This is a genomic window from Agrobacterium larrymoorei, assembly GCF_037722385.1.
In the GTDB taxonomy this organism is placed as follows: Bacteria; Pseudomonadota; Alphaproteobacteria; order Rhizobiales; family Rhizobiaceae; genus Agrobacterium; species Agrobacterium larrymoorei_C.
This window is the reverse complement of the sequence record NZ_JBBKAQ010000020.1, coordinates 223,675-245,386: the sequence shown is the minus strand read 5'-3', so window position 1 is coordinate 245,386 and position 21,712 is coordinate 223,675. Positions and strand designations below refer to the sequence as shown.

The 21,712-nt window shown below is 57.7% G+C and carries 32 protein-coding genes; 30 read left to right on the top strand and 2 right to left on the bottom strand.

Translation table 11 applies throughout. The features are described 5' to 3' along the window. The first annotated feature begins 33 nt into the window (after positions 1-33). Positions 34-531: a MarR family winged helix-turn-helix transcriptional regulator gene (locus WKI41_RS20160; RefSeq protein ID WP_340195229.1), complete on the top strand. Its 498-nt coding sequence runs from the start codon at positions 34-36 to the stop codon at positions 529-531. Further along, entirely contained in the window at positions 528-2,264 is a 1,737-nt protein-coding gene (locus tag WKI41_RS20155; RefSeq protein WP_340195228.1) for an FAD-dependent monooxygenase, read from the top strand. The genes WKI41_RS20160 and WKI41_RS20155 overlap by 4 nt, the downstream gene beginning before the upstream one ends. Positions 2,265-2,307: 43 nt before the next feature. Here the strand turns inward: WKI41_RS20155 and WKI41_RS20150 are convergent, their stop codons facing one another. After that, positions 2,308-3,192 carry a LysR family transcriptional regulator gene (locus WKI41_RS20150; protein ID WP_340195227.1) on the bottom strand — a complete coding sequence of 295 codons (885 nt, stop codon included), beginning with the start codon at positions 3,190-3,192 and terminating at the stop codon, positions 2,308-2,310. A gap of 98 nt (positions 3,193-3,290) precedes the next feature. Here WKI41_RS20150 and WKI41_RS20145 point away from each other — a divergent pair, with 98 nt between their 5' ends. After that, the gene (locus WKI41_RS20145; RefSeq protein ID WP_340195226.1) at positions 3,291-4,040 is read left to right on the top strand and encodes a sulfite exporter TauE/SafE family protein; all 750 of its coding nucleotides are present in this window, start codon (positions 3,291-3,293) and stop codon (positions 4,038-4,040) included. Between the two features lie 49 nt (positions 4,041-4,089). Here the strand turns inward: WKI41_RS20145 and WKI41_RS20140 are convergent, their stop codons facing one another. Continuing rightward, positions 4,090-4,383 carry a transcriptional regulator gene (locus WKI41_RS20140; RefSeq protein WP_113261687.1) on the bottom strand — a complete coding sequence of 98 codons (294 nt, stop codon included), beginning with the start codon at positions 4,381-4,383 and terminating at the stop codon, positions 4,090-4,092. 556 nt (positions 4,384-4,939) lie between these two features. Here WKI41_RS20140 and rpsL point away from each other — a divergent pair. The 27 genes from rpsL (at position 4,940) to WKI41_RS20005 (ending at position 21,681) form a co-directional block, all read left to right on the top strand. Continuing rightward, the gene (gene rpsL, locus WKI41_RS20135; RefSeq protein WP_003507760.1) at positions 4,940-5,311 is read left to right on the top strand and encodes a 30S ribosomal protein S12; all 372 of its coding nucleotides are present in this window, start codon (positions 4,940-4,942) and stop codon (positions 5,309-5,311) included. A gap of 76 nt (positions 5,312-5,387) precedes the next feature. After that, positions 5,388-5,858 (top strand): 30S ribosomal protein S7, encoded by a 471-nt coding sequence (rpsG, locus tag WKI41_RS20130; protein ID WP_340195225.1) that lies wholly within the window; start codon positions 5,388-5,390, stop codon positions 5,856-5,858. 33 nt (positions 5,859-5,891) lie between these two features. Further along, a complete protein-coding gene (gene fusA, locus WKI41_RS20125; RefSeq protein WP_306933251.1) occupies positions 5,892-7,991 on the top strand; it encodes an elongation factor G in 2,100 nt (699 codons plus the stop codon). Positions 7,992-8,056: 65 nt separating this feature from the next. Further along, positions 8,057-9,232: an elongation factor Tu gene (gene tuf, locus WKI41_RS20120; protein ID WP_340195224.1), complete on the top strand. Its 1,176-nt coding sequence runs from the start codon at positions 8,057-8,059 to the stop codon at positions 9,230-9,232. 312 nt (positions 9,233-9,544) lie between these two features. Further along, positions 9,545-9,853: a 30S ribosomal protein S10 gene (gene rpsJ, locus WKI41_RS20115; RefSeq protein ID WP_003507767.1), complete on the top strand. Its 309-nt coding sequence runs from the start codon at positions 9,545-9,547 to the stop codon at positions 9,851-9,853. 171 nt (positions 9,854-10,024) lie between these two features. Further along, complete coding sequence (gene rplC, locus WKI41_RS20110) at positions 10,025-10,666, top strand: 50S ribosomal protein L3 (RefSeq protein WP_340195223.1); 642 nt, start codon at positions 10,025-10,027, stop codon at positions 10,664-10,666. Positions 10,667-10,678: 12 nt separating this feature from the next. Beyond that, positions 10,679-11,299, top strand: coding sequence for a 50S ribosomal protein L4 (gene rplD / locus WKI41_RS20105; protein ID WP_296038476.1), 621 nt, complete (start codon positions 10,679-10,681; stop codon positions 11,297-11,299). Then, positions 11,296-11,589 (top strand): 50S ribosomal protein L23, encoded by a 294-nt coding sequence (locus WKI41_RS20100; RefSeq protein ID WP_027677427.1) that lies wholly within the window; start codon positions 11,296-11,298, stop codon positions 11,587-11,589. Before rplD ends, WKI41_RS20100 begins: the two co-directional genes overlap by 4 nt. Before the next feature lie 44 nt (positions 11,590-11,633). Then, positions 11,634-12,470 carry a 50S ribosomal protein L2 gene (gene rplB / locus WKI41_RS20095; protein WP_062427534.1) on the top strand — a complete coding sequence of 279 codons (837 nt, stop codon included), beginning with the start codon at positions 11,634-11,636 and terminating at the stop codon, positions 12,468-12,470. A gap of 15 nt (positions 12,471-12,485) precedes the next feature. Further along, positions 12,486-12,764, top strand: coding sequence for a 30S ribosomal protein S19 (gene rpsS, locus WKI41_RS20090; protein ID WP_027677425.1), 279 nt, complete (start codon positions 12,486-12,488; stop codon positions 12,762-12,764). A 2-nt stretch (positions 12,765-12,766) separates the two neighbouring features. Beyond that, positions 12,767-13,156: a 50S ribosomal protein L22 gene (rplV, locus tag WKI41_RS20085; protein ID WP_306933243.1), complete on the top strand. Its 390-nt coding sequence runs from the start codon at positions 12,767-12,769 to the stop codon at positions 13,154-13,156. Beyond that, the gene (gene rpsC, locus WKI41_RS20080; RefSeq protein ID WP_340195222.1) at positions 13,156-13,887 is read left to right on the top strand and encodes a 30S ribosomal protein S3; all 732 of its coding nucleotides are present in this window, start codon (positions 13,156-13,158) and stop codon (positions 13,885-13,887) included. The genes rplV and rpsC overlap by 1 nt, the downstream gene beginning before the upstream one ends. Positions 13,888-13,925: 38 nt before the next feature. Next, the gene (rplP, locus tag WKI41_RS20075; RefSeq protein WP_027677422.1) at positions 13,926-14,339 is read left to right on the top strand and encodes a 50S ribosomal protein L16; all 414 of its coding nucleotides are present in this window, start codon (positions 13,926-13,928) and stop codon (positions 14,337-14,339) included. 12 nt (positions 14,340-14,351) lie between these two features. Continuing rightward, entirely contained in the window at positions 14,352-14,552 is a 201-nt protein-coding gene (gene rpmC / locus WKI41_RS20070; protein WP_340195221.1) for a 50S ribosomal protein L29, read from the top strand. A gap of 11 nt (positions 14,553-14,563) precedes the next feature. Then, on the top strand, positions 14,564-14,800 hold the full coding sequence (rpsQ, locus tag WKI41_RS20065; RefSeq protein ID WP_027677420.1) for a 30S ribosomal protein S17: 237 nt from the start codon (positions 14,564-14,566) through the stop codon (positions 14,798-14,800). A 235-nt stretch (positions 14,801-15,035) separates the two neighbouring features. Then, positions 15,036-15,404: a 50S ribosomal protein L14 gene (rplN, locus tag WKI41_RS20060; protein WP_027677419.1), complete on the top strand. Its 369-nt coding sequence runs from the start codon at positions 15,036-15,038 to the stop codon at positions 15,402-15,404. A gap of 12 nt (positions 15,405-15,416) precedes the next feature. Next, positions 15,417-15,725: a 50S ribosomal protein L24 gene (gene rplX, locus WKI41_RS20055; protein WP_062427531.1), complete on the top strand. Its 309-nt coding sequence runs from the start codon at positions 15,417-15,419 to the stop codon at positions 15,723-15,725. After that, positions 15,718-16,275 (top strand): 50S ribosomal protein L5, encoded by a 558-nt coding sequence (gene rplE / locus WKI41_RS20050; RefSeq protein WP_062427530.1) that lies wholly within the window; start codon positions 15,718-15,720, stop codon positions 16,273-16,275. Before rplX ends, rplE begins: the two co-directional genes overlap by 8 nt. Positions 16,276-16,308: 33 nt before the next feature. After that, positions 16,309-16,614: a 30S ribosomal protein S14 gene (rpsN, locus tag WKI41_RS20045; RefSeq protein WP_062427529.1), complete on the top strand. Its 306-nt coding sequence runs from the start codon at positions 16,309-16,311 to the stop codon at positions 16,612-16,614. A gap of 12 nt (positions 16,615-16,626) precedes the next feature. Next, on the top strand, positions 16,627-17,025 hold the full coding sequence (gene rpsH / locus WKI41_RS20040; RefSeq protein ID WP_062427528.1) for a 30S ribosomal protein S8: 399 nt from the start codon (positions 16,627-16,629) through the stop codon (positions 17,023-17,025). Between the two features lie 42 nt (positions 17,026-17,067). Next, complete coding sequence (gene rplF, locus WKI41_RS20035; protein WP_062427527.1) at positions 17,068-17,601, top strand: 50S ribosomal protein L6; 534 nt, start codon at positions 17,068-17,070, stop codon at positions 17,599-17,601. A 12-nt stretch (positions 17,602-17,613) separates the two neighbouring features. Then, positions 17,614-17,976, top strand: a complete 363-nt coding sequence (rplR, locus tag WKI41_RS20030; RefSeq protein WP_340195220.1) for a 50S ribosomal protein L18 — start codon at positions 17,614-17,616, stop codon at positions 17,974-17,976. Between the two features lie 128 nt (positions 17,977-18,104). After that, positions 18,105-18,674 carry a 30S ribosomal protein S5 gene (rpsE, locus tag WKI41_RS20025; protein WP_027677412.1) on the top strand — a complete coding sequence of 190 codons (570 nt, stop codon included), beginning with the start codon at positions 18,105-18,107 and terminating at the stop codon, positions 18,672-18,674. A gap of 11 nt (positions 18,675-18,685) precedes the next feature. After that, a complete protein-coding gene (gene rpmD, locus WKI41_RS20020) occupies positions 18,686-18,892 on the top strand; it encodes a 50S ribosomal protein L30 (protein WP_296038469.1) in 207 nt (68 codons plus the stop codon). 16 nt (positions 18,893-18,908) lie between these two features. Further along, entirely contained in the window at positions 18,909-19,388 is a 480-nt protein-coding gene (rplO, locus tag WKI41_RS20015; protein WP_306933230.1) for a 50S ribosomal protein L15, read from the top strand. Positions 19,389-19,729: 341 nt separating this feature from the next. Continuing rightward, entirely contained in the window at positions 19,730-21,070 is a 1,341-nt protein-coding gene (secY, locus tag WKI41_RS20010; RefSeq protein WP_340195219.1) for a preprotein translocase subunit SecY, read from the top strand. Beyond that, a complete protein-coding gene (locus WKI41_RS20005) occupies positions 21,067-21,681 on the top strand; it encodes an adenylate kinase (RefSeq protein WP_113327214.1) in 615 nt (204 codons plus the stop codon). The genes secY and WKI41_RS20005 overlap by 4 nt, the downstream gene beginning before the upstream one ends. The last annotated feature ends 31 nt before the right edge of the window (positions 21,682-21,712 follow it).

Here is a 21,712-nt window from a genome sequence, read left to right as displayed (position 1 = left end):
GACAGCATGTTGTCAAATTGACAGGAGGCTGACTTGAGTGCCGACGACGCCCAGAAGATCGTGCGTGGTCTCGTTCTCGCTATTTTCGAGAGCAATGGCCGGCTGGTGGATGCGGGCAATCGCATTGTCGGCCCGCTTGGACTGACCACCGCCTGGTGGCAGGTTCTGGGGGCATTGGGCTACGCGTCATTCCCTCTTCCAGTCGCGCACATAGCCCGCAATATGGGTTTGACCCGCCAATCGGTACAGCGCGTGACGGACCTGCTGGTCGAACGCGGCTTTGTGAAACTGGAACCGAACCCCCACCATCTGCGGGCAAAGCTCGTTGTTCTGACGCCAGCGGGTAGGGCTGCTTTGCAGCAGGCTGAGGAAGCCGTTTTGTCGCTGGATGAACACATTCTGAAACGCGTCGGCGCAGAGCGGTTGGGCACCGCCATGGACGTCCTACACGACCTCAATTCAGCATTGGACGAAGCTCTCGAAACGAACGGCGACGATTTCGGCGAGGCTTTCGGGAAAGGAACGTTATGAAGAGCGAACAGGCGAAAAGAGATTTCGATGTCGATGTTGTCATCGTGGGAGGCGGTCCTATCGGGCTCACTACGGCTTGTGCGCTGGCGCATCATGGGGTGACGTTTCGACTGTTTGAACAGCGACATGAGCCGCGAGCGCACTCCCGCGCGAACAACCTTTGGGCTCGGCCACAGGAACTGCTGGCAAGCATCGGACTTCGCGATGCCCTTGCAGAGAAATCCTACCAGATAACCCAAATCAACACGCTGCTGAATGGTCGACCGGTCAACCCAGTCCGGATCGCCGATGTCGATAGCCCTTACGGCACCGTCCTCTATAGCGGCCAGGATGTGATCGAGCAGACGTTGACGGAACGGATCAGGAGCAGCGGAGCAGAGGTAGAGCGAGGCAGAAGGGTCACCTCCTTCGAGCAGGATGCCGACAGCGTTACGGTTACGATCGGCACGGTGAGCCAAGATGATGAAGGCCAGATCGTTGAACCCATCGAGACCTTACGCTGTCGTTACCTTGTCGGCGCAGATGGTCATGATGGCGCCGTTCGCAAGGCATTGGGTCTCGACTTCGAGCTCAAGAAGCTGCCTCATGTGATGAACCGGCAGCTTGACGCAAAGCTGACGTGGCGCCGGTCTACCGACTTCGACCACCTCTGGTTCTTCTACTACGAAAAAGGTTTCTGTGGGGTGCTCTCCGTCTGGGGCGGGTATCACCGTCTGTTCTTCCTGTCCGACGATACCGGACTTCCCGATAGAGACCCGACGCTCGATGAAATGCAGACCATCGCACGCGAGGTAACCGAGGATGAGACGCTGACACTCACCGACCCTATCTGGTTGACCCATAGTCGCTTCCAGCATGGTGCTGCCGAACACTACGCCAAGGGAAGGGTTTTTCTGGTGGGCGACGCCGGGCACGAGTCGCTACCCGCCGGCGGGCAGGGCATGAATTCGGGTTTTCATGATGCGGTGGGTCTGGCTTGGCGCCTAGCAATGGTTCTTGACGGCTGGGCGGCACCTCTGCTGCTCCAGTCTTATGATGAAGAGAGGGGCGGTGAGCACCGCAGACTAGACGATCAGCAAGTTCGCGGGTTTGAAAACAGCGTTTATCGCGGTGCGATCAAGGATGCCGCGATCGATCTGGCGGCAAGGTTCCTTCCCGATATTGGCACTCTCATCCAGGGCAGCGCGGATCTGCAGCAATTGAATGTCGCCTATCCTAAGAGCCCATTGAATGAAGATCATCTCGCCGGGTTGAAAGACCTTGTCGCCAAGGGAGGTCCGAAGGCGGGAGAGCGTGCGCCCGATGCGAAGGTGATCGCTGAGGATGGCAGATCTACGACACTCTTCGACCATCTCTACAATCCCGACGGAAAGAGTTTCGGATGGACGCTGCTTGCTTTTGACGGCCGGGAAAGAGATGTCTTGGACGCGCTCCGTTTGTGCTGCACGGGTGTACAGGAGTGGACCTTCATTTGCCCGCGCCTCATCCTCGGTGCGGCGGTGACAAGGGCTGGCGATCCGACCGCGCTTTACGATCTCGACCATGAAGCCCATGCTGCCTATGGAGTTGGAAAAGCATCATTGATCCTCATTCGACCTGATGGCCACATTGCCTATCGCGGCGAAGCCGATCTCGAGACGCTTCGATCTTACTGTGAGAGAGTGTTTGGTCGGCCACGCTCTCACGCAGTCGATGGCCGACGTCTCGGTGGCGCTAAAAACGCGTTGGGCTGAGTAAGATACACGCAGGTAAGACGTCCAGGACTTTCGTACGCATTCACGTGGTTGCGGACAAATGCTGGAACAGGTCTGCGACCAGAGGCGTCTGCTCTATGCCCTTAGCGATGCAGACCACGAGGTTACGTCGTGCCCATGCATCCGCCAACGGCGTGACGGACAAAGGGTCAGTGCGTTTGCATCGGTGGGCGATGGCGGAGGGGACGATGGCGATGCCGATACCGGCGCTTGCGGCCTGGCAGATGCTTTCGAAGGTGCGCAGGCTGGTACGATAGCGCAGGCGCGCGCCGATTTTTTCTGCCTGGGCCTTGATATGAGCTTGAAGGGCACCGTCCTTCAGCCCGATGAAATAGTCTTCGGTGAGGTTCTCAAAGCGGACCTGCTTGTCGTTCGCCAGCTTGTGGGACTTGGCGCTGACAACGGCGAGTTGACTGGTGGCGAAAGGTTTGAGGACGAGCCCTTCATGTGCCGCAACGTCGGACAGGATGCCGATGTCGGCAAAGCCTGCGGTGACGCTGCGGGCGATCTCGTGGCTTTGACGTTCGCGAAGATCGACATCGACCTGGGGATGCCCTGCAAGCCACGGCGTGAGGCGGTCCGGCAGGGTGTCCACCATTGCCGCCGTGTTGACGGCCATGCGGATCGTCGCTCGCAAGCCTTTGGCAAGTTGGCCTAGATCGGCGCGCATCAGCGCGACATGGCCAATGATCTGACGGGCGTGATGGGAGAGTGTTTCGCCAGCCTCGGTCAGGCGAATGCCGCGCCTGCCTCTCTCCAGCAAGACAACACCGCCCGCAAGCTCCATCTCACGTAGCCTGTCGCTGGCTGCGGCAAGCGACAGGCCGGCTTCCTGTGCACCATGGGTGATGCTGCCGGCTTCGGCAACAGCAAGAAATAGGCGAAGATCGGTGAGGTCGAAGCGCATGACATGGAGCGTAAATGTAAATCAGCCTTCGGTCCAGCCGAAGGCTGATCGAGGAAATCCCGTATTGTGGAGTCCAAGGGCTGCGCTATGACAGTTTCATGAGCGATTATTCCTTCTTCATGCTGCTTGCCGTAGCAGCTACCTTCTTCTGTGCCGGTCTTGTCAAGGGCGTGACAGGGATGGGGCTACCGACCGTCGCGATGGGGATCCTCGGCGGGTTCCTGTCGCCACTTGCAGCCGCATCGCTGCTGATCGTTCCGTCCTTCGTCACAAACGTCTGGCAGTTGCTGGCCGGCGCGAAAGTCGCACGGATATTCTACCGTTTATGGACGATGATGGTTGGGGTTGTAATCGGGACAGTTGCCAGCACCTCGATGCTGACGGGTGGGGACGGGGGATGGAGCACATTTGCTCTTGGAACCGCGTTGACCCTGTATGCGATCTATACGCTGCTGGCGAAACCCTATCGCATCCCACCGGAACATGAATTCTGGCTCTCGCCTTTGGTGGGGATCGTAACAGGATCGATTACAGGCGCGACCGGCGTATTCGTCATTCCGGCGGTTCCCTATCTCCAATCGCTCGGCTTCGAGAAAGACGATCTGGTGCAGGCTCTCGGCCTGTCGTTCACAGTATCGACGATTGCGCTGACGATCGGGCTCGTCTTGAACGGCGCATTTCATTTGGAGGCGGCGGGGTGGTCGGCCCTGGCGGTCTTTCCAGCATTGATCGGCATGGGCGCTGGACAGGTCCTCAGAAGGGCGTTTAGCCCGACGACGTTCAAGCGATGCTTTCTGATGATGCTGGCTTTGCTCGGCCTGGAGATGATGCTGCGTAGCGTTTGGTAAGCGCGAGCAGACAGAAGAAAGGGCGCGCCGTTGCACGCCCTTTGTGATTTCAGGCAAAACGGATGATCGAGACTTCGCCTTCCAGCGCGCCCTGATAGGCGGACGCGTGGGGTTCGTCGTCCGGCACTTCGGTGATCATGCCGATCTGGTCGAGATCGGCTTCGAGGAAACCTTCTTCCGACAGTGCGTTCAAGGCTTCACGCACAGCCGTGTCGTCGTCTGGCGCCTGGAGGATGACGTGGATGTCGATGCCGTCTTCGCCTTCGCGCTCATAGGCCTTGCCGATGATGACGAAGACCATCGCCTCGTCGCGTCCATTGTCGTTGTCGGGTTCGGTGATCATGACGCGATTCCTTTTGTCTTTGGTGGAGGGTGCCAGAGGCGAATCCATCTGACGTTGACGCCTGCCACATGTTGCCTCCATTGCGACCTGAGCTTAGGGCGAATGGTGCTTCAAGGGAATCAATAGACGGCTTTTGTGAAAAGCCAAAGGGCACAAGCCGAAAAACAATGCTGAGGGTAGGGGCTTTATAATAAAAGCCTTTCGAATTGCCGCAGCGCCGGGCGTTGGAGCCTGCCAGGCGGGGACAAAATTCGGATTCACCCTTGACGAAAGCGGGCTAAGACAGTAGTACGCCCGCCATCGGAGCCGATGTGAAGTCTGGCCATCTGGGACGACTCGTCCTGGAGATCACTTCAAACAGGGGTCCAAAACACGTAAGAGACACGATTGTTGCACGCAAGACGTATGTCTTTACGTCCTCTGCTCTTGGTGGTCCATCCGAGGAAACCGGATCGGGCCACGTTTTGCGCATGAGGCTGTGCGTGTTTGGTTGCCGGAGACGGCGTAGCCGCCACCCGAAGGGGTGGCTAAAGTAGTTTTTGCAAGGGATGGTTATATGCCTACCGTAAACCAGCTGATCCGTAAGCCGCGTCAGGCACAGGTAAAGCGCAACAAGGTTCCTGCTCTGCAGGAAAACCCACAGAAGCGTGGCGTTTGCACCCGCGTTTACACGACGACCCCAAAGAAGCCGAACTCGGCTCTTCGTAAGGTTGCCAAGATCCGCCTCACCAACGGCTTCGAAGTCATCGGTTACATTCCTGGCGAAGGTCACAACCTTCAGGAACACTCCGTTGTCATGATCCGTGGCGGCCGCGTCAAGGACTTGCCGGGCGTTCGTTACCACATCATCCGCGGTGTTCTCGATACCCAGGGCGTCAAGAACCGCAAGCAGCGCCGTTCGAAGTACGGTGCGAAGCGTCCGAAGTAATTCGGCAATAACAATCCGGCGCTGCGCGAGGTTCTCCGCGTGGTATAGCGTCAATAACATATGAGAGACAAAGAGTATGTCCCGTCGCCATAGTGCAGAAAAGCGTGAGATCAATCCGGACCCGAAGTTCGGCGATCTGGTCGTCACCAAGTTCATGAATGCCATCATGCTTCACGGCAAGAAGTCTGTTGCCGAAAGCATCGTTTACGGCGCGTTCGACGCCGTGCAGGGCAAGACGAAGCAGGAGCCGCTCGGCGTGTTCCATTCCGCTCTCGACAACGTCGCCCCGCATGTTGAAGTGCGTTCTCGCCGCGTTGGTGGTGCGACATACCAGGTTCCGGTCGACGTTCGTCCGGAGCGCCGCCAGGCTCTCGCCATCCGTTGGCTGATCGCCGCTGCGCGCAAGCGCAACGAAACGACCATGATCGATCGCCTCTCCGGCGAACTCATGGACGCTGCGAACAACCGCGGATCTGCCGTCAAGAAGCGTGAAGACACGCACAAGATGGCTGATGCTAACCGCGCATTCTCGCACTACCGCTGGTAATCTCAACGGTCGAATATCGAAAGGCAGTCCATTATGGCTCGCGAATATAAAATCGAAGACTACCGCAATTTCGGTATCATGGCGCATATCGACGCCGGTAAGACGACGACCACTGAACGTATTCTCTACTATACGGGCAAGTCGCACAAAATCGGCGAAGTTCATGATGGCGCTGCCACGATGGACTGGATGGAGCAGGAGCAGGAGCGTGGCATCACGATCACCTCTGCTGCTACGACGACCTTCTGGAAGGGTCGTGACGGCAAGATGCGCCGTTTCAACATCATCGACACCCCCGGCCACGTCGACTTCACCATCGAAGTCGAGCGTTCGCTGCGCGTTCTCGACGGCGCTATCGCGCTGCTCGATGCCAACGCCGGTGTTGAGCCGCAGACGGAAACCGTTTGGCGCCAGGCAGAGAAGTACAACGTTCCGCGTATGATCTTCTGCAACAAGATGGACAAGACGGGCGCTGACTTCTACCGCTCGGTAGAGATGATCAAGACCCGTCTCGGTGCCACCGCTGTCGTCATGCAGCTGCCGATCGGCGCTGAAACGGAATTCAAGGGCGTTGTCGACCTGATCGAGATGAATGCTCTCGTCTGGCGCGATGAATCGCTCGGCGCCCAGTGGGACGTCGTCGAGATTCCGGAAGACATGAAGGCGAAGGCCGAAGAATATCGCGAAAAGCTGATCGAGACCGTTGTCGAGATCGACGAAGAAGCGATGGAAGCCTACCTCGAAGGCAACTACCCGGACAACGACAAGATTCGCGAACTCGTTCGTCGCGGCACCATCGACGTGAAATTCCACCCGATGTTCTGCGGTACCGCGTTCAAGAACAAGGGCGTTCAGCCGCTCCTCGACGCTGTTGTCGATTACCTGCCTTCTCCGCTGGATATCCCTGCGATCAAGGGCATCGACTTCAAGACGGAAGCCGAAATCGAGCGTCACGCTGACGATTCCGAGCCACTGTCCATGCTCGCGTTCAAGATCATGAACGACCCCTTCGTCGGTTCGCTCACCTTCGCACGCATCTACTCGGGCAAGCTCGAAAAGGGCACGTCCGTCATGAACACGGTCAAGGACAAGCGCGAGCGCGTCGGCCGTATGCTGCAGATGCACTCCAACTCGCGTGAAGACATCGAAGAAGCCTATGCTGGCGACATCGTTGCGCTTGCTGGCCTCAAGGAAACCACCACGGGTGACACGCTCTGCGATCCGCTGAAGCCTGTTATTCTCGAGCGCATGGAATTCCCTGAGCCGGTCATCCAGATCGCGATCGAGCCGAAGACCAAGGGCGACCAGGAAAAGATGGGCCTTGCGCTCAACCGCCTGGCAGCTGAAGATCCTTCGTTCCGCGTGAAGACGGATGAGGAATCCGGTCAGACGATCATCGCCGGCATGGGTGAACTTCACCTCGACATCATCGTCGACCGTATGCGTCGCGAGTTCAAGGTTGAAGCCACCGTCGGTGCTCCGCAGGTTGCTTACCGCGAAACGATCACCAAGTCGCACGAAGAAGACTACACGCACAAGAAGCAGTCCGGTGGTACCGGTCAGTTCGCGCGCGTCAAGCTTCTGTTCGAACCGAACCCAGAAGGCGAAGACTTCAAGTTCGAATCCAAGATCGTTGGTGGTGCTGTTCCGAAGGAATACATCCCAGGCGTTCAGAAGGGTATCGAAAGCGTTCTGTCTTCCGGTCCGCTTGCTGGCTTCCCGATGCTCGGCGTCAAGGCAACGCTTCTCGATGGTGCATACCACGATGTTGACTCGTCTGTTCTGGCGTTCGAAATCGCATCGCGTGCCTGCTTCCGTGAAGCAGCGAAGAAGGCTGGTGCACAGCTTCTCGAGCCGATGATGAAGGTCGAAGTCGTGACCCCTGAAGATTACGTCGGTGACGTGATCGGCGATCTGAACTCGCGTCGCGGTCAGATCCAGGGTCAGGAATCGCGTGGCATCACCATCGTGATCAGCGCTCACGTTCCGCTGGCCAACATGTTCAAGTACGTCGACAACCTTCGGTCGATGTCTCAGGGCCGTGCACAGTACTCGATGACCTTCGATCACTATGCGCCGGTTCCGAGCAACGTTGCTGCCGACATCCAGGCAAAGTACTCCGGTCAGAAGTGATCGGGGTACGCCCCAAACGAGATTTAGAGTTTATTCCCGCTTAGGGACAAGATGGAGAGCCACTAATGGCAAAGAGCAAGTTTGAGCGGAATAAGCCGCACGTCAACATCGGCACGATTGGTCACGTTGACCACGGCAAGACGTCTTTGACTGCCGCGATCACGAAGTTCTTCGGCGAGTTCAAGGCGTACGACCAGATCGACGCGGCTCCTGAAGAGAAGGCTCGTGGTATCACGATTTCGACGGCGCACGTTGAGTATGAGACGCCGAACCGTCACTACGCTCACGTTGACTGCCCCGGCCACGCCGACTACGTGAAGAACATGATCACCGGTGCTGCGCAGATGGACGGCGCGATCCTGGTTTGCTCTGCAGCTGACGGCCCGATGCCGCAGACGCGCGAGCACATCCTGCTTGCTCGCCAGGTTGGTGTTCCGGCGATCGTCGTGTTCCTCAACAAGGTCGACCAGGTTGACGACGCAGAACTTCTCGAGCTCGTCGAGCTTGAAGTTCGCGAACTTCTGTCGTCCTACGACTTCCCGGGCGACGATATTCCGATCGTCAAGGGTTCGGCACTGGCCGCTCTTGAAGATTCCGACAAGAAGATCGGCGAAGACGCAATCCGCGAGCTGATGGCTCAGGTTGACGCCTACATCCCGACGCCTGAGCGTCCGATCGACCAGCCGTTCCTGATGCCGATCGAAGACGTGTTCTCGATCTCGGGTCGTGGTACGGTTGTGACCGGCCGCGTTGAGCGTGGTATCGTCAAGGTTGGTGAAGAAGTCGAAATCGTCGGCATTCGTGCGACCTCCAAGACGACGGTTACCGGCGTTGAAATGTTCCGCAAGCTGCTCGACCAGGGCCAGGCTGGCGACAACATCGGTGCACTGGTTCGTGGCGTGCAGCGCGATGGCGTTGAGCGTGGTCAGATCCTTTGCAAGCCAGGTTCGGTCAAGCCGCACAAGAAGTTCATGGCAGAAGCCTACATCCTGACGAAGGAAGAAGGCGGCCGTCATACGCCGTTCTTCACGAACTACCGTCCGCAGTTCTACTTCCGTACGACTGATGTTACCGGTATTGTTTCGCTTCCAGAAGGCACGGAAATGGTTATGCCTGGCGACAACGTCACTGTTGCCGTTGAGCTGATCGTTCCGATCGCGATGGAAGAAAAGCTGCGCTTCGCGATCCGCGAAGGCGGCCGTACCGTCGGCGCCGGCATCGTTGCTTCGATCATCGAGTAATCTCGACGTCTCAAAATTCTATCTGGCGGCGGTGCTAAAACACCGCCGCCAGTTGTTTGATGAAAAAGCGTATCGGTGCTGCACTTTTAGTGCTTGAAAATTTCGGTGAAAGCGCGTAAACGCGCACTCACGTTCACCGCTGGATTCGCAATGTGTTGCGGCTCCTGGTGATTTCGCAATACAGACTACTGAAATGATTGGGATGCGCTCTTCGCGTTCCTCTCGATTTTTGAAAATCTGCGGCGCCACGATTAACTAGGTTCATGTATTTCCGCGTGCGGAAATCAATAATAAAGAACAAGGACAAGACGAATGAACGGCCAGAATATCCGTATCCGCCTCAAGGCGTTTGACCACCGGATCCTCGATGCCTCTACCCGTGAAATCGTGTCGACCGCCAAGCGCACCGGCGCCAGCGTTCGCGGCCCGGTTCCGCTGCCGACCCGCATTGAAAAATTCACTGTCAACCGCTCTCCCCACGTGGACAAGAAGAGCCGTGAGCAGTTCGAAATGCGGACGCACAAGCGTCTTCTCGACATCGTTGACCCCACCCCGCAGACTGTTGACGCGCTGATGAAGCTCGACCTCGCTGCTGGCGTTGACGTGGAAATCAAGCTCTAAGACCTCGGCCTGACCTTGCGAAAGTAAGGGCCGATATAACAAGGAAGGTACGTGGATTAATCCAACGTCTTCCAATCCGGAGACCGGAAACATCGTGAGATGTCGAAGGGAACTCCCTAACAAAGGCCGAGCAAGGGGTTTCCCTTCAAGGCTCGCAAGAGGATTGAACCAATGCGTTCAGGTGTGATTGCACAGAAAGTGGGAATGACCCGCGTCTACAACGACGCTGGTGAGCATATTCCCGTAACGGTCCTGCGTCTGGACAACCTTCAGGTTGTTGCTCAGCGCACGGAAGACAAGAATGGCTATACCGCAGTTCAGCTCGGTGCCGGCCAGTCCAAGGTCAAGAACACGACAAAGGCGCTCCGTGGCCATTTCGCCGCTGCCAATGTCGAGCCGAAAGCAAAGCTCGTCGAATTTCGGGTCTCTACCGAGAACCTGATCGACGTCGGTGCAACACTGACCGCAAATCATTTTCAAGCCGGCCAGCTGGTCGACGTAACCGGAACAACGATCGGTAAGGGTTTTGCCGGTTCGATGAAGCGTCACAACTTCGGTGGTGGCCGCGCATCGCACGGTAACTCGATCTCTCACCGTGCGCACGGTTCCACGGGTTCCAACCAGGATCCGGGCCGCGTGTGGAAGGGTAAGCGAATGGCTGGTCATATGGGCCAGACTCGCGTCACCACCCAGAATCTGGAAGTGGTTTCGACCGATGAGGATCGCGGTTTGATCCTCGTGAAGGGCGCCGTTCCCGGTTCCAAGGGTTCCTGGATCATCGTCCGCGACGCCGTCAAGTCGGCTGCGAAGTAAGGGAGCCTTATCATGGAATTGAACGTCACGACCCTCGAGGGAAAAGACGCCGGCAAGGTAGCCCTGTCGGACGAAATCTTCGGCCTCGACCCACGCCAGGACATCCTGGCCCGCGTTGTGCGCTGGCAGCTTGCTAAGAAGCAGCAGGGCACGCACAAGACCAAGAACCGTTCGGAAGTTTCCCGCACGGGTGCAAAGATGTACAAGCAGAAGGGTACGGGCCGCGCTCGTCACCATTCGGCTCGCGCACCGCAGTTCCGCGGCGGCGGCAAGGCCCACGGCCCAGTCGTTCGCAGCCACGCTCACGACCTTCCAAAGAAGGTTCGCGCGCTCGGCCTGCGTCTCGCCCTGTCTGCAAAGGCAAAGGCTGAAGAACTGATCATCGTTGATCAGCTGATTGCATCGGACGCAAAGACAAAGGCTCTGCTGGGCAACTTCGCTTCGCTCGGCCTGACCAACGCTCTCGTTATCGGCGGCGCAGAACTTGATGGCAACTTCAAGCTCGCAGCTCAGAACATCCCGAACGTGGACGTTCTGCCGGTACAGGGCATCAATGTTTACGACATCCTGCGCCGTGGCAAGCTCGTGCTTTCCAAGGCTGCTGTAGAGGCTCTGGAGGAGCGGTTCAAATGACGGATCTTCGCCACTACGATGTGATCGTGTCTCCCTCGATCACGGAAAAGTCGACGCTGGTATCCGAACAGAACCAGGTCGTATTCAACGTCGCCAAGGACGCTTCCAAGCCTGAAATCAAGGCTGCCGTGGAAGCTCTCTTCGGCGTCAAGGTCACGGGTGTGAACACGCTTATCCGCAAGGGTAAGACGCGCCGTTTCCGTGGATTCGCTGGCAAGCAGAAGGACGTCAAGAAGGCGATCGTGACACTTGCTGAAGGTCAATCCATCGACGTGTCCACCGGACTCTAAAGGTTAGGCCCAAGCGGGCAAAGACCCAAAAGGGAACAAATACAATGGCATTGAAAAGTTTCAATCCGACCACACCTAGCCAGCGTCAGCTGGTTATTGTGGACCGCGCTTCGCTCTACAAGGGCAAGCCGGTAAAGGCTCTTACACAGGGCCTCAGCTCGAAGGGTGGCCGTAACAACCAGGGCCGGATCACCGTTCGTTTCCAAGGCGGCGGTCACAAGCGGACCTACCGTCTGGTAGACTTCAAGCGTCGTAAGTTCGACGTTGAAGGTACGGTTGAACGTCTGGAATACGACCCTAACCGCACCGCATTCATCGCGCTCGTGACATACACGGACGGCGAACAGGCTTACATTCTCGCGCCACAGCGTCTTGCTGCTGGTGACAAGGTGATCGCCTCCGACAAGGCAGTGGACGTAAAGCCCGGCAACACCATGCCGCTGCAGTTCATTCCGGTCGGCTCGATCATCCATAACGTCGAGATGAAGCCGGGCAAGGGCGGTCAGATCGCTCGCTCCGCCGGTACCTATGCACAGCTCGTTGGCCGCGATGCCGGTATGGCGATCCTGCGTCTCAACTCCGGTGAACAGCGTCTGGTGCACGGCTCCTGCCTCGCATCGATCGGCGCTGTTTCCAACGCTGACCACGGCAACATCAACGACGGCAAGGCCGGTCGTTCGCGTTGGCGCGGCAAGCGTCCGCATGTTCGCGGCGTTGTCATGAACCCTGTCGACCACCCGCACGGCGGTGGTGAAGGTCGCACGTCCGGCGGTCGTCATCCAGTGACGCCATGGGGCAAGCCCACCAAGGGCAAGCGTACCCGCTCGAACAAGTCGACTGACAAGTTCATCATGCGTTCGCGCCATCAGCGCAAGAAGTAAGAGAGGAAGTCTCAAGTGGCTCGTTCAGTATGGAAAGGTCCGTTTGTTGACGGCTATCTTCTCGCTAAGGCTGAGAAGGTGCGCGCAGGCGGACGCAGTGAAGTAATCAAGATCTGGAGCCGTCGCTCCACGATCCTGCCGCAGTTCGTTGGTCTGACCTTCGGTGTTTACAACGGCAGCAAGCATGTGCCCGTCTCTGTCAACGAAGACATGGTCGGTCACAAGTTCGGTGAATTCTCTCCGACCCGGACCTATTACGGTCATGGCGCGGACAAGAAGGCAAAGAGGAAGTAATCATGGCGAAGGCTAAGACCGAACGCCGGCTGAAGGACAACGAGGCTCAGGCCGTTGCCCGTACGCTTCGCGTCAGCCCCCAGAAACTGAACCTGGTTGCCGCTCTTATCCGTGGCAAGAAGGTTGATCGCGCTCTCGCCGAGCTCGAGTTCTCGCGCAAGCGTATCGCTTCCACCGTCAAGAAGACGCTGGAATCGGCTATCGCAAACGCCGAGAACAACCATGACCTCGACGTCGACACGCTCGTCGTCGCCGAGGCCTATGTTGGCAAGTCCATCACCATGAAGCGTTTCCACGCTCGTGGCCGTGGCCGTGCATCGCGCATCGAAAAGCCGTTCTCGCACCTCACGATCGTTGTTCGTGAAGTCGAGGAAAAAGGGGAGGCCGCATAATGGGTCAGAAAATCAATCCAATCGGCTTCCGCCTGGGCATCAACCGTACGTGGGACAGCCGTTGGTACGCTGACACTGCCGAGTACGGCAACCTTCTGCATGAAGACCTCGCTATCCGTGCCTACCTCGTGAAGGAACTGAAGCAGGCCGGTATTGCAAAGGTCGTTATCGAGCGCCCACACAAGAAGTGCCGCGTTACGATCCACTCCGCTCGTCCGGGCCTGATCATCGGCAAAAAGGGCGCTGACATCGAGAAGCTTCGCAAGAAGATCTCCGAGATGACCAGCTCCGAAACGCACCTCAACATCGTTGAAGTGCGCAAGCCGGAAGTCGACGCAACGCTCGTTGCTCAGTCGATCGCCCAGCAGCTGGAACGCCGCGTGGCTTTCCGTCGTGCCATGAAGCGCGCCGTACAGTCCGCTCTGCGCCTCGGCGCGGAAGGCATCAAGATCACCTGCGGCGGCCGTCTCGGTGGCGCGGAAATCGCTCGTACCGAATGGTACCGCGAAGGTCGCGTGCCGCTTCACACGCTGCGTGCAGACATCGACTACGGTACGGCTGAAGCCGAAACCGCATTCGGCATCTGCGGCATCAAGGTCTGGATCTTCAAGGGCGAAATCCTTGAGCACGATCCGATGGCGTCCGAGCGTCGTGCGCTCGAAGGCGATGCTCAGGGTCCTGCAAGCCGTGAGCGTGGCGATCGCAACGATCGTCGTCGCGAAAACGCTTAATTGACGCTGGCGAAAGATAAGCTCGGAGAAGTAAGAAAATGTTGCAGCCAAAGCGTACTAAGTACCGCAAGCAGTTCAAGGGACGCATCAAGGGCGTCGCCAAGGGCGGCTTTGACCTGGCATTCGGTGAATTCGGCTTGAAGTCGCAGGAACCGAACCGCGTGAATGCACGTGAGATCGAAGCGGCCCGCCGCGCGATCACGCGTTACATGAAGCGCGCAGGTCGCGTTTGGATCCGCGTATTCCCCGATACTCCGGTTACGGCTAAGCCGACCGAAGTTCGTATGGGTAAGGGTAAGGGTTCGGTTGACTACTGGGCATGCAAGGTCAAGCCCGGTCGTATGATGTTCGAGATCGACGGTGTTTCCGAGGAGATCGCCCGCGAGGCGCTTCGTCTCGGCGCTGCTAAGCTCTCGGTCAAGACGCGCTTCGTACAGCGCATCGCAGAGTAAGGAGCAAGGCACATGAAAGCCGAAGACATGCGCGGCCTCAGCGCCGACCAGCTCAAGGACAAGTTGGCTGACCTGAAGAAGGAACAGTTCAACCTGCGTTTCCAGAAGGCCACCGGCCAGCTGGAAAAGTCCTCGCGCATCAACGAAGTCCGTAAGGACATCGCCCGGATCAAAACCATTGCTGCCCAAAAGGCCGCAGAAGCCAAGGCCTAAGGAAGAATACTATGCCTAAACGCATTCTCCAGGGCGTCGTTGTATCCGACAAGAACGAAAAGACCGTCGTAGTTCGCGTTGAGCGCCGATTCGCTCACCCGCTGCTGCAGAAGACCGTTCGTCGTTCGAAGAAGTACAAGGCGCACGACGAAAACAACCAGTACAAGGTCGGCGATGTGGTTTCCATTGAGGAATGCGCACCGATCTCCAAGGATAAGCGCTGGACGGTTGTTGCCGCTCACGCTTAATTTCAACGGAATCGCGCCAGGTGTCTTGCACTTGGCGCGAAAATCTGTATGAAGCAGCGCAAGGACGCTCGTAACCCGAGCGTCTTTTGCTTTGATGCGCACGGAAGGTCCCTTTGGGAAACCACCCTGGCAAGATTTCTTCCGCGCAAAGACAGAGATTTCATAAGCTGGAACAGGGGGCAGCATCCATGATGTATGCCCAACCGGTCCGGTAACAACAAGAAGGCGACCTGACATGATTCAGATGCAAACAAACCTCGACGTGGCGGATAATTCCGGCGCACGTCGTGTCATGTGCATCAAGGTGCTGGGCGGCTCCAAGCGCAAGTACGCTTCCGTGGGCGACATTATCGTCGTTTCCATCAAGGAAGCTATTCCGCGCGGCCGCGTCAAGAAGGGCGACGTGATGAAGGCGGTTGTTGTGCGTACCGCCAAGGACATCCGCCGCGCCGACGGCAGCGTCATCCGTTTCGATAACAACGCAGCTGTTCTTATCGACAACAAGAAAGAGCCGATCGGCACCCGTATCTTCGGACCGGTTCCTCGCGAGCTTCGCGGCAAGAACCACATGAAGATCATCTCGCTGGCTCCAGAAGTACTGTAAGGAGCACGAGCGATGCAGAAGATTCGTAAAGGCGACAAGGTTGTCGTATTGACCGGTAAGGACAAGGGCCGTACCGGCGAAGTAATCCAGGTAATGCCGAAGGAAGACCGTGCTGTTGTGCGTGGCGTCAACATGGTGAAGCGTCACCAGCGCCAGACCCAGAGCCAGGAAGCCGGCATTATCAACAAGGAAGCATCCTTGCACATCTCCAACATTGCCATTGCCGATAAGGATGGCAAGCCGACCCGCGTTGGCTTCAAGGTTGTAGAAGGCAAGAAGGTCCGTGTGGCCAAGCGTTCGGGAGAAGTCATCGATGGCTGAGACCAAGTACGAACCGCGTCTCAAGACGGAATACGTCAACCGTATCCGCGGCGCCATGCAGGAGAAGTTCTCCTACGCTAACGTCATGATGATCCCGAAGCTGGATAAGATCGTGATCAACATGGGTGTGGGTGAGGCGACTGCCGACTCCAAGAAGCCCACGGTTGCTGCAGGCGATCTGGCTGCTATTGCAGGTCAGAAGCCAGTCGTTACCCGCGCCCGCAACTCGATTGCTGGCTTCAAGGTTCGCGAAGGCATGCCAATCGGTGCGAAGGTTACTCTTCGCGGCGCACGCATGTACGAATTCCTTGATCGTCTGGTCAACATCGCGCTCCCGCGCGTTCGCGACTTCCGGGGCTTGAACCCGAAGAGCTTTGACGGCCGTGGCAACTTCGCCATGGGCATCAAGGAGCACATTGTGTTCCCAGAAATCAACTACGATAAGGTTGATCAGATGTGGGGCATGGACATCATCGTTTGCACGACGGCTCCGACCGACGACGAAGCACGGGCTCTTTTGACAGAGTTCAACTTCCCGTTCCGTCAGTAACCGTAACGACGAGCGTAGAAAAGGAACTCCGATATGGCGAAAACAAGCGCAGTTGAAAAGAACAAGCGCCGCCGCAAGACAGTTGCCTCCCAGGCCGGCAAGCGTGCCGCCCTCAAGGCCATCGTCATGAACCAGTCCCTTCCGATCGAAGAGCGGTTCCAGGCAACTCTGAAGCTCGCTTCGCTGCCGCGTGACGGCTCGAAGACGCGTATCCGCAACCGCTGCGAAGTAACGGGCCGTCCGCGCGCGTTCTATCGCAAGCTCAAGATGTCGCGTATCGCGCTTCGTGAGCTGGGCAATTCCGGCAAGGTGCCGGGCATTGTCAAGTCGAGCTGGTAAGGAGACGGGCACATGACCATGACTGATCCTTTGGGTGATATGCTCACCCGCATCCGCAATGGTGCTTCCCGTCGCAAGTCTTCGGTTAGCACACCTGCTTCCAGCCTCCGTGCACGCGTTCTCGACGTGCTGCAGGCTGAAGGCTACATCCGCGGTTATTCCAAGGTCGATTTTGAAAACGGCAAGTCCGAGTTCACCATCGAACTGAAGTACTACGAAGGTGCGTCGGTGATCCGTGAGATCGGCCGCGTATCCAAGCCGGGCCGCCGAGTTTATGTCTCGGTTAAGTCCATTCCGCAGGTCGCGAACGGCCTCGGCATCACCATCCTTTCGACCCCGAAGGGCGTGATGGCCGATCACCAGGCTCGCGAACAGAACGTTGGTGGCGAGGTTCTCTGCTCGGTCTTCTAAGGCCGGTCAAGAATCTCCGTAACGGACAGACAGGATAGAAATATGTCTCGTATCGGTAAAAAGCCCGTTCAGGTTCCCGCAGGTGTGACGGCCAACGTTGAAGGCCAGAAGATTACTGCCAAGGGTCCGAAGGGCGAACTGTTCTTCGTCGCAAATGACGATATCCAGCTCAAGCTGGAAGACAACGGCGTTTCGGTACAGCCGTCCAACAACACCAAGGAAGCTCGTTCGAAGTGGGGCATGTCCCGCACGATGATCGAGAACATCTTCAAGGGTGTTAAGGATGGCTATGAGCGCAAGCTCGAAATCAACGGCGTCGGTTACCGTGCCGCCATGCAGGGCAAGAACCTGCAGCTGGCTCTCGGTTTCTCGCACGACGTGGTCTACGAGCCGCCGCAGGGCATCACCATCGCCGTGCCGAAGCCGACGGAAATCATCGTTTCCGGCATCAATAAGCAGCAGGTCGGTCAGGTTGCCGCGGAAATCCGCGAATACCGTGGTCCCGAGCCCTACAAGGGCAAAGGCGTCAAGTACGCTGAAGAACGGATCGTCCGCAAAGAAGGCAAGAAGAAGTAAGGAACTCGCGAAATGGCTAGCAGGAAAGAAGCACTTGCACGTCGTGCGAACCGTGTACGCCGCCAGCTCAAGGCGGTTGCTAACGGTCGCCCGCGCCTGTCGGTTCATCGCTCGTCGAAGAACATCTACGCTCAGATCATCGATGATGTTGCAGGCAAGACGCTCGCGTCTGCCTCCACGCTCGAAGCCGATCTGCGCTCGTCGCTTAAGACCGGCGCTGACGTTGCGGCAGCTGCCGTCGTTGGCAAGCTGGTTGCCGAGCGCGCTGGCAAGGCTGGCGTCAAGGATGTCGTATTCGACCGTGGTGCATTCATCTATCACGGCCGCGTCAAGGCCCTGGCAGAGGCTGCACGCGAAGGCGGTCTGAACTTCTAAGACTTTATCCACCCGGGCGTACGTCGCTCCGGGTGGATTTTCACCGGGCCAACCGGACTTCAGCAATGGAGCCGGAGGGCCTACTTTCGTTTGCCGTTCGATACCGGAAAAGAAAAAGGAAAAGGACAATGGCACAGGAAAAAAGAGGTTCTCGCGACGATCGCCAGAACCGCGAAGAACGCGATAGCGAATTCGTCGACAAGCTGGTCGCGATCAACCGCGTTGCTAAGGTTGTTAAGGGTGGCCGTCGTTTCGGCTTCGCCGCTCTCGTTGTTGTTGGCGACCAGAAGGGCCGCGTTGGCTTTGGTCACGGCAAGGCTCGTGAAGTTCCGGAAGCAATCCGCAAGGCAACTGAAGCTGCCAAGCGCGATCTGATCTTCGTTCCGCTGCGCGATGGCCGCACGCTGCACCACGACGTTAACGGCCGCCACGGCGCCGGCAAGGTTCTGCTGCGTTCCGCCAAGGCTGGTACCGGTATCATCGCCGGCGGTCCAATGCGCGCCGTTTTCGAAACGCTCGGCGTTCACGACGTTGTTGCCAAGTCCACGGGCTCTTCGAACCCGTACAACATGGTTCGTGCAACGTTTGACGCTCTGAAGCATCAGGTTCATCCGAAGGACATCGCTGCTCAGCGCGGTCTGAAGTATGCAACCCTTCAGGCACGTCGCGTCGCATCCGGCGTCGCTTCTGAAGAGTAAGGATCTGGATCATGGCCAAGACTACAACTGAAGCCAAGAAGACTGTCACGGTCGAACAGATCGGCAGCCCAAATCGCCGCCCGGAGATCCAGCGTCAGACGCTGATCGGCCTGGGTCTTAACAAGATGCACCGTCAGCGCACGCTGGAAGATACGCCTTCTGTTCGTGGCATGATTCGTGCGGTCCAGCATCTCGTTCGCGTCGTAGACGAGAAGTGAGACGGAGGAACCTATCATGAAACTCAATGAAATCAGAGACAACGAAGGCGCCACCAAGGACCGCATCCGCGTAGGTCGCGGTATCGGCTCCGGCAAGGGCAAGACCGGTGGTCGCGGCGTCAAGGGTCAGAAGGCTCGTTCGGGCGTTGCCATCAACGGCTTCGAAGGCGGTCAGATGCCAATCTACCGTCGTCTGCCGAAGCGCGGCTTCAACAACATCTTCGCTTCCGAATACGTGACCGTTTCTCTCGGCCGCGTTCAGGCTGCTATCGATGCTGGCAAGCTCGACGCCAAGGCAACGGTTGATGCTGCCGCTCTCAAGGCTGCTGGCGTTATCCGTCGTCCGAAGGACGGCGTGCGCATCCTGGCCGATGGCGAGCTGACGGCAAAGGTTGCTTTCGAAGTGGCCGGCGCCTCCAAGCCTGCGCTTGAAAAAATCGAGAAGGCTGGTGGCTCCATCAAGCTTCTCGTTGTTGCACCGGAAGCTTCCGAGTAATATATGATCTTTGAACGCCCGGGGTGTTTTGCCCCGGGCGTTTCTCTTTACGCTACGTAAGTCTTTGAAAATCTAATCGATTTGACGGAAGTGCGCAGCGACTCATTGCGACCCTGCATGTCTCGCGCTCAAAATGCCGCAGCTTGCAGCGCAAGTGAGTGCCTCACAGTTCTTGAACTCCTTTAGGGGAGGGGATAGGACATACGAAAACAAGGGTGAGGCATGATTGCGGCGTAATAGCCGCTTTCCGTCCGAAGCCCGGTTTTTGAACCAGTATCTTTATGGACCCTGCCGGAGACGCCGTTCACCGTGCTGCTGGACAGGGTCATGCGGAGAATTTTATGGCTTCAGCAGCGGAACAACTGGCCTCAAACCTGAATTTTTCGACCTTCGCCAAGGCTGAAGATCTGAAAAAGCGCCTCTGGTTTACCCTTGCCGCACTTCTCGTCTATCGTCTCGGCACGCATATTCCGCTTCCCGGTCTGAACCCGGAAGCCTATGCCCAGGCATTCCGTGGTCAGGCGAACGGCATTCTCGGCCTCTTCAACATGTTTGCGGGTGGCGCTGTCGAGCGCATGGCGATCTTCGCTCTCGGCATCATGCCTTACATCTCCGCTTCGATCATCGTGCAGCTGATGACCTCAGTCGTGCCGTCGCTCGAAGCGTTGAAGAAGGAAGGCGAAGCAGGCCGCAAGATCATCAATCAGTACACGCGCTACGGTACGGTGCTGCTTGGTACGCTGCAGGCTTACGGCATCGCTGTTGGTCTAGAAAGTGGTGCGGGCCTCGTTGTCGATCCTGGCTTGTTCTTCCGCGTGTCTACCGTCCTGACGCTTCTTGGCGGCACGATGTTCCTGATGTGGCTCGGCGAGCAGATCACCTCTCGCGGTATCGGTAACGGTATTTCGCTGATCATCTTTGCGGGTATTGCAGCTGGCCTGCCGAAGGCTTTGGCTGGTACGCTCGAGCTTGGTCGCACCGGTGCGCTGTCCACGACGCTCATTCTCACCGTGGTCATCGTCGCCATCCTGGTGATCGCACTGATCGTCTTCGTCGAACGTGCACAGCGTCGTCTGCTGATCCAGTATCCGAAGCGTCAGGTTGGCAACCGCATGTTCCAGGGCGACACCTCGCATCTGCCGCTGAAGCTCAACACGGCCGGTGTTATCCCGGCGATCTTCGCGTCCTCGCTCCTGCTTCTGCCGGCAACGGCCGCTGGCTTCACCAACAGCACGAACCTGCCGTCCTGGGCGACGACAATCATCGCGTCTCTCCAGCACGGCCAGCCGCTCTTCATGCTGTTCTACGGTATGCTGATTGCATTCTTTGCCTTCTTCTACACGGCGATCGTGTTCAATCCGAAGGACACGGCCGACAATCTGAAGAAGCACGGCGGCTTCATTCCCGGCATTCGCCCCGGCGAGCGCACCGCAGAGTACATCGACTACGTGCTGACACGTATCACAGTGATCGGCGCGATTTATCTTGTGTTCGTCTGTATCCTTCCTGAGACACTTATTGCCCGTACCGGCATACCGTTAGCCCTTGGTGGTACTTCGCTTTTGATCGTAGTCAGTGTAACTCTGGATACTGTTGCGCAAATCCAGGGCCACCTGATTGCCCAGCAATATGAGGGGCTGATCAAGAAATCGAAACTGCGTGGAGGAAAGAGGGGACGATGAGACTGATATTTTTGGGACCGCCAGGTGCAGGCAAGGGAACACAAGCCAAGCGTTTGACGGACAAGTACGGCATTCCGCAGCTTTCCACCGGCGATATGCTGCGTGCGGCTGTGACTGCTGGAACGGACATCGGTAAGCGCGCCAAGGCGGTGATGGATGCCGGTGGTCTCGTGTCGGACGATATCGTCAACCAGATCGTATCCGAGCGGATCGAGCAGGCTGACTGTGCGAACGGCTTCATTCTCGATGGCTATCCGCGTACCGTGCCGCAGGCCAAGGCGCTGAGCGAGAACCTCCAGCAGAAGAATATTCAGCTGGATGCGGTCATCGAGCTGAAGGTTGACGAGGAGGCGCTCGTGCGCCGAATCGAAAATCGTGTGGCTGAAACGATTGCGGCTGGCGGAACCGTTCGTTCGGACGACAATCCGGAATCCTTCCGCAAACGTCTCTCCGAATATCGCGAGAAGACCGCGCCGCTTTCGGAGTATTACCGTGAGCAGGGCGAACTCGTTGTGCTGGACGGCATGGCCGATGTGGATGCGGTGACTGCCGCAATCGCTGGCGCCTTGGAAAAGGACAACAGCCCGGCGGCCTCTGCTGCACGGATCTAAAGAATCTTGGCGGGGCCGGTTGCTTTTTTGA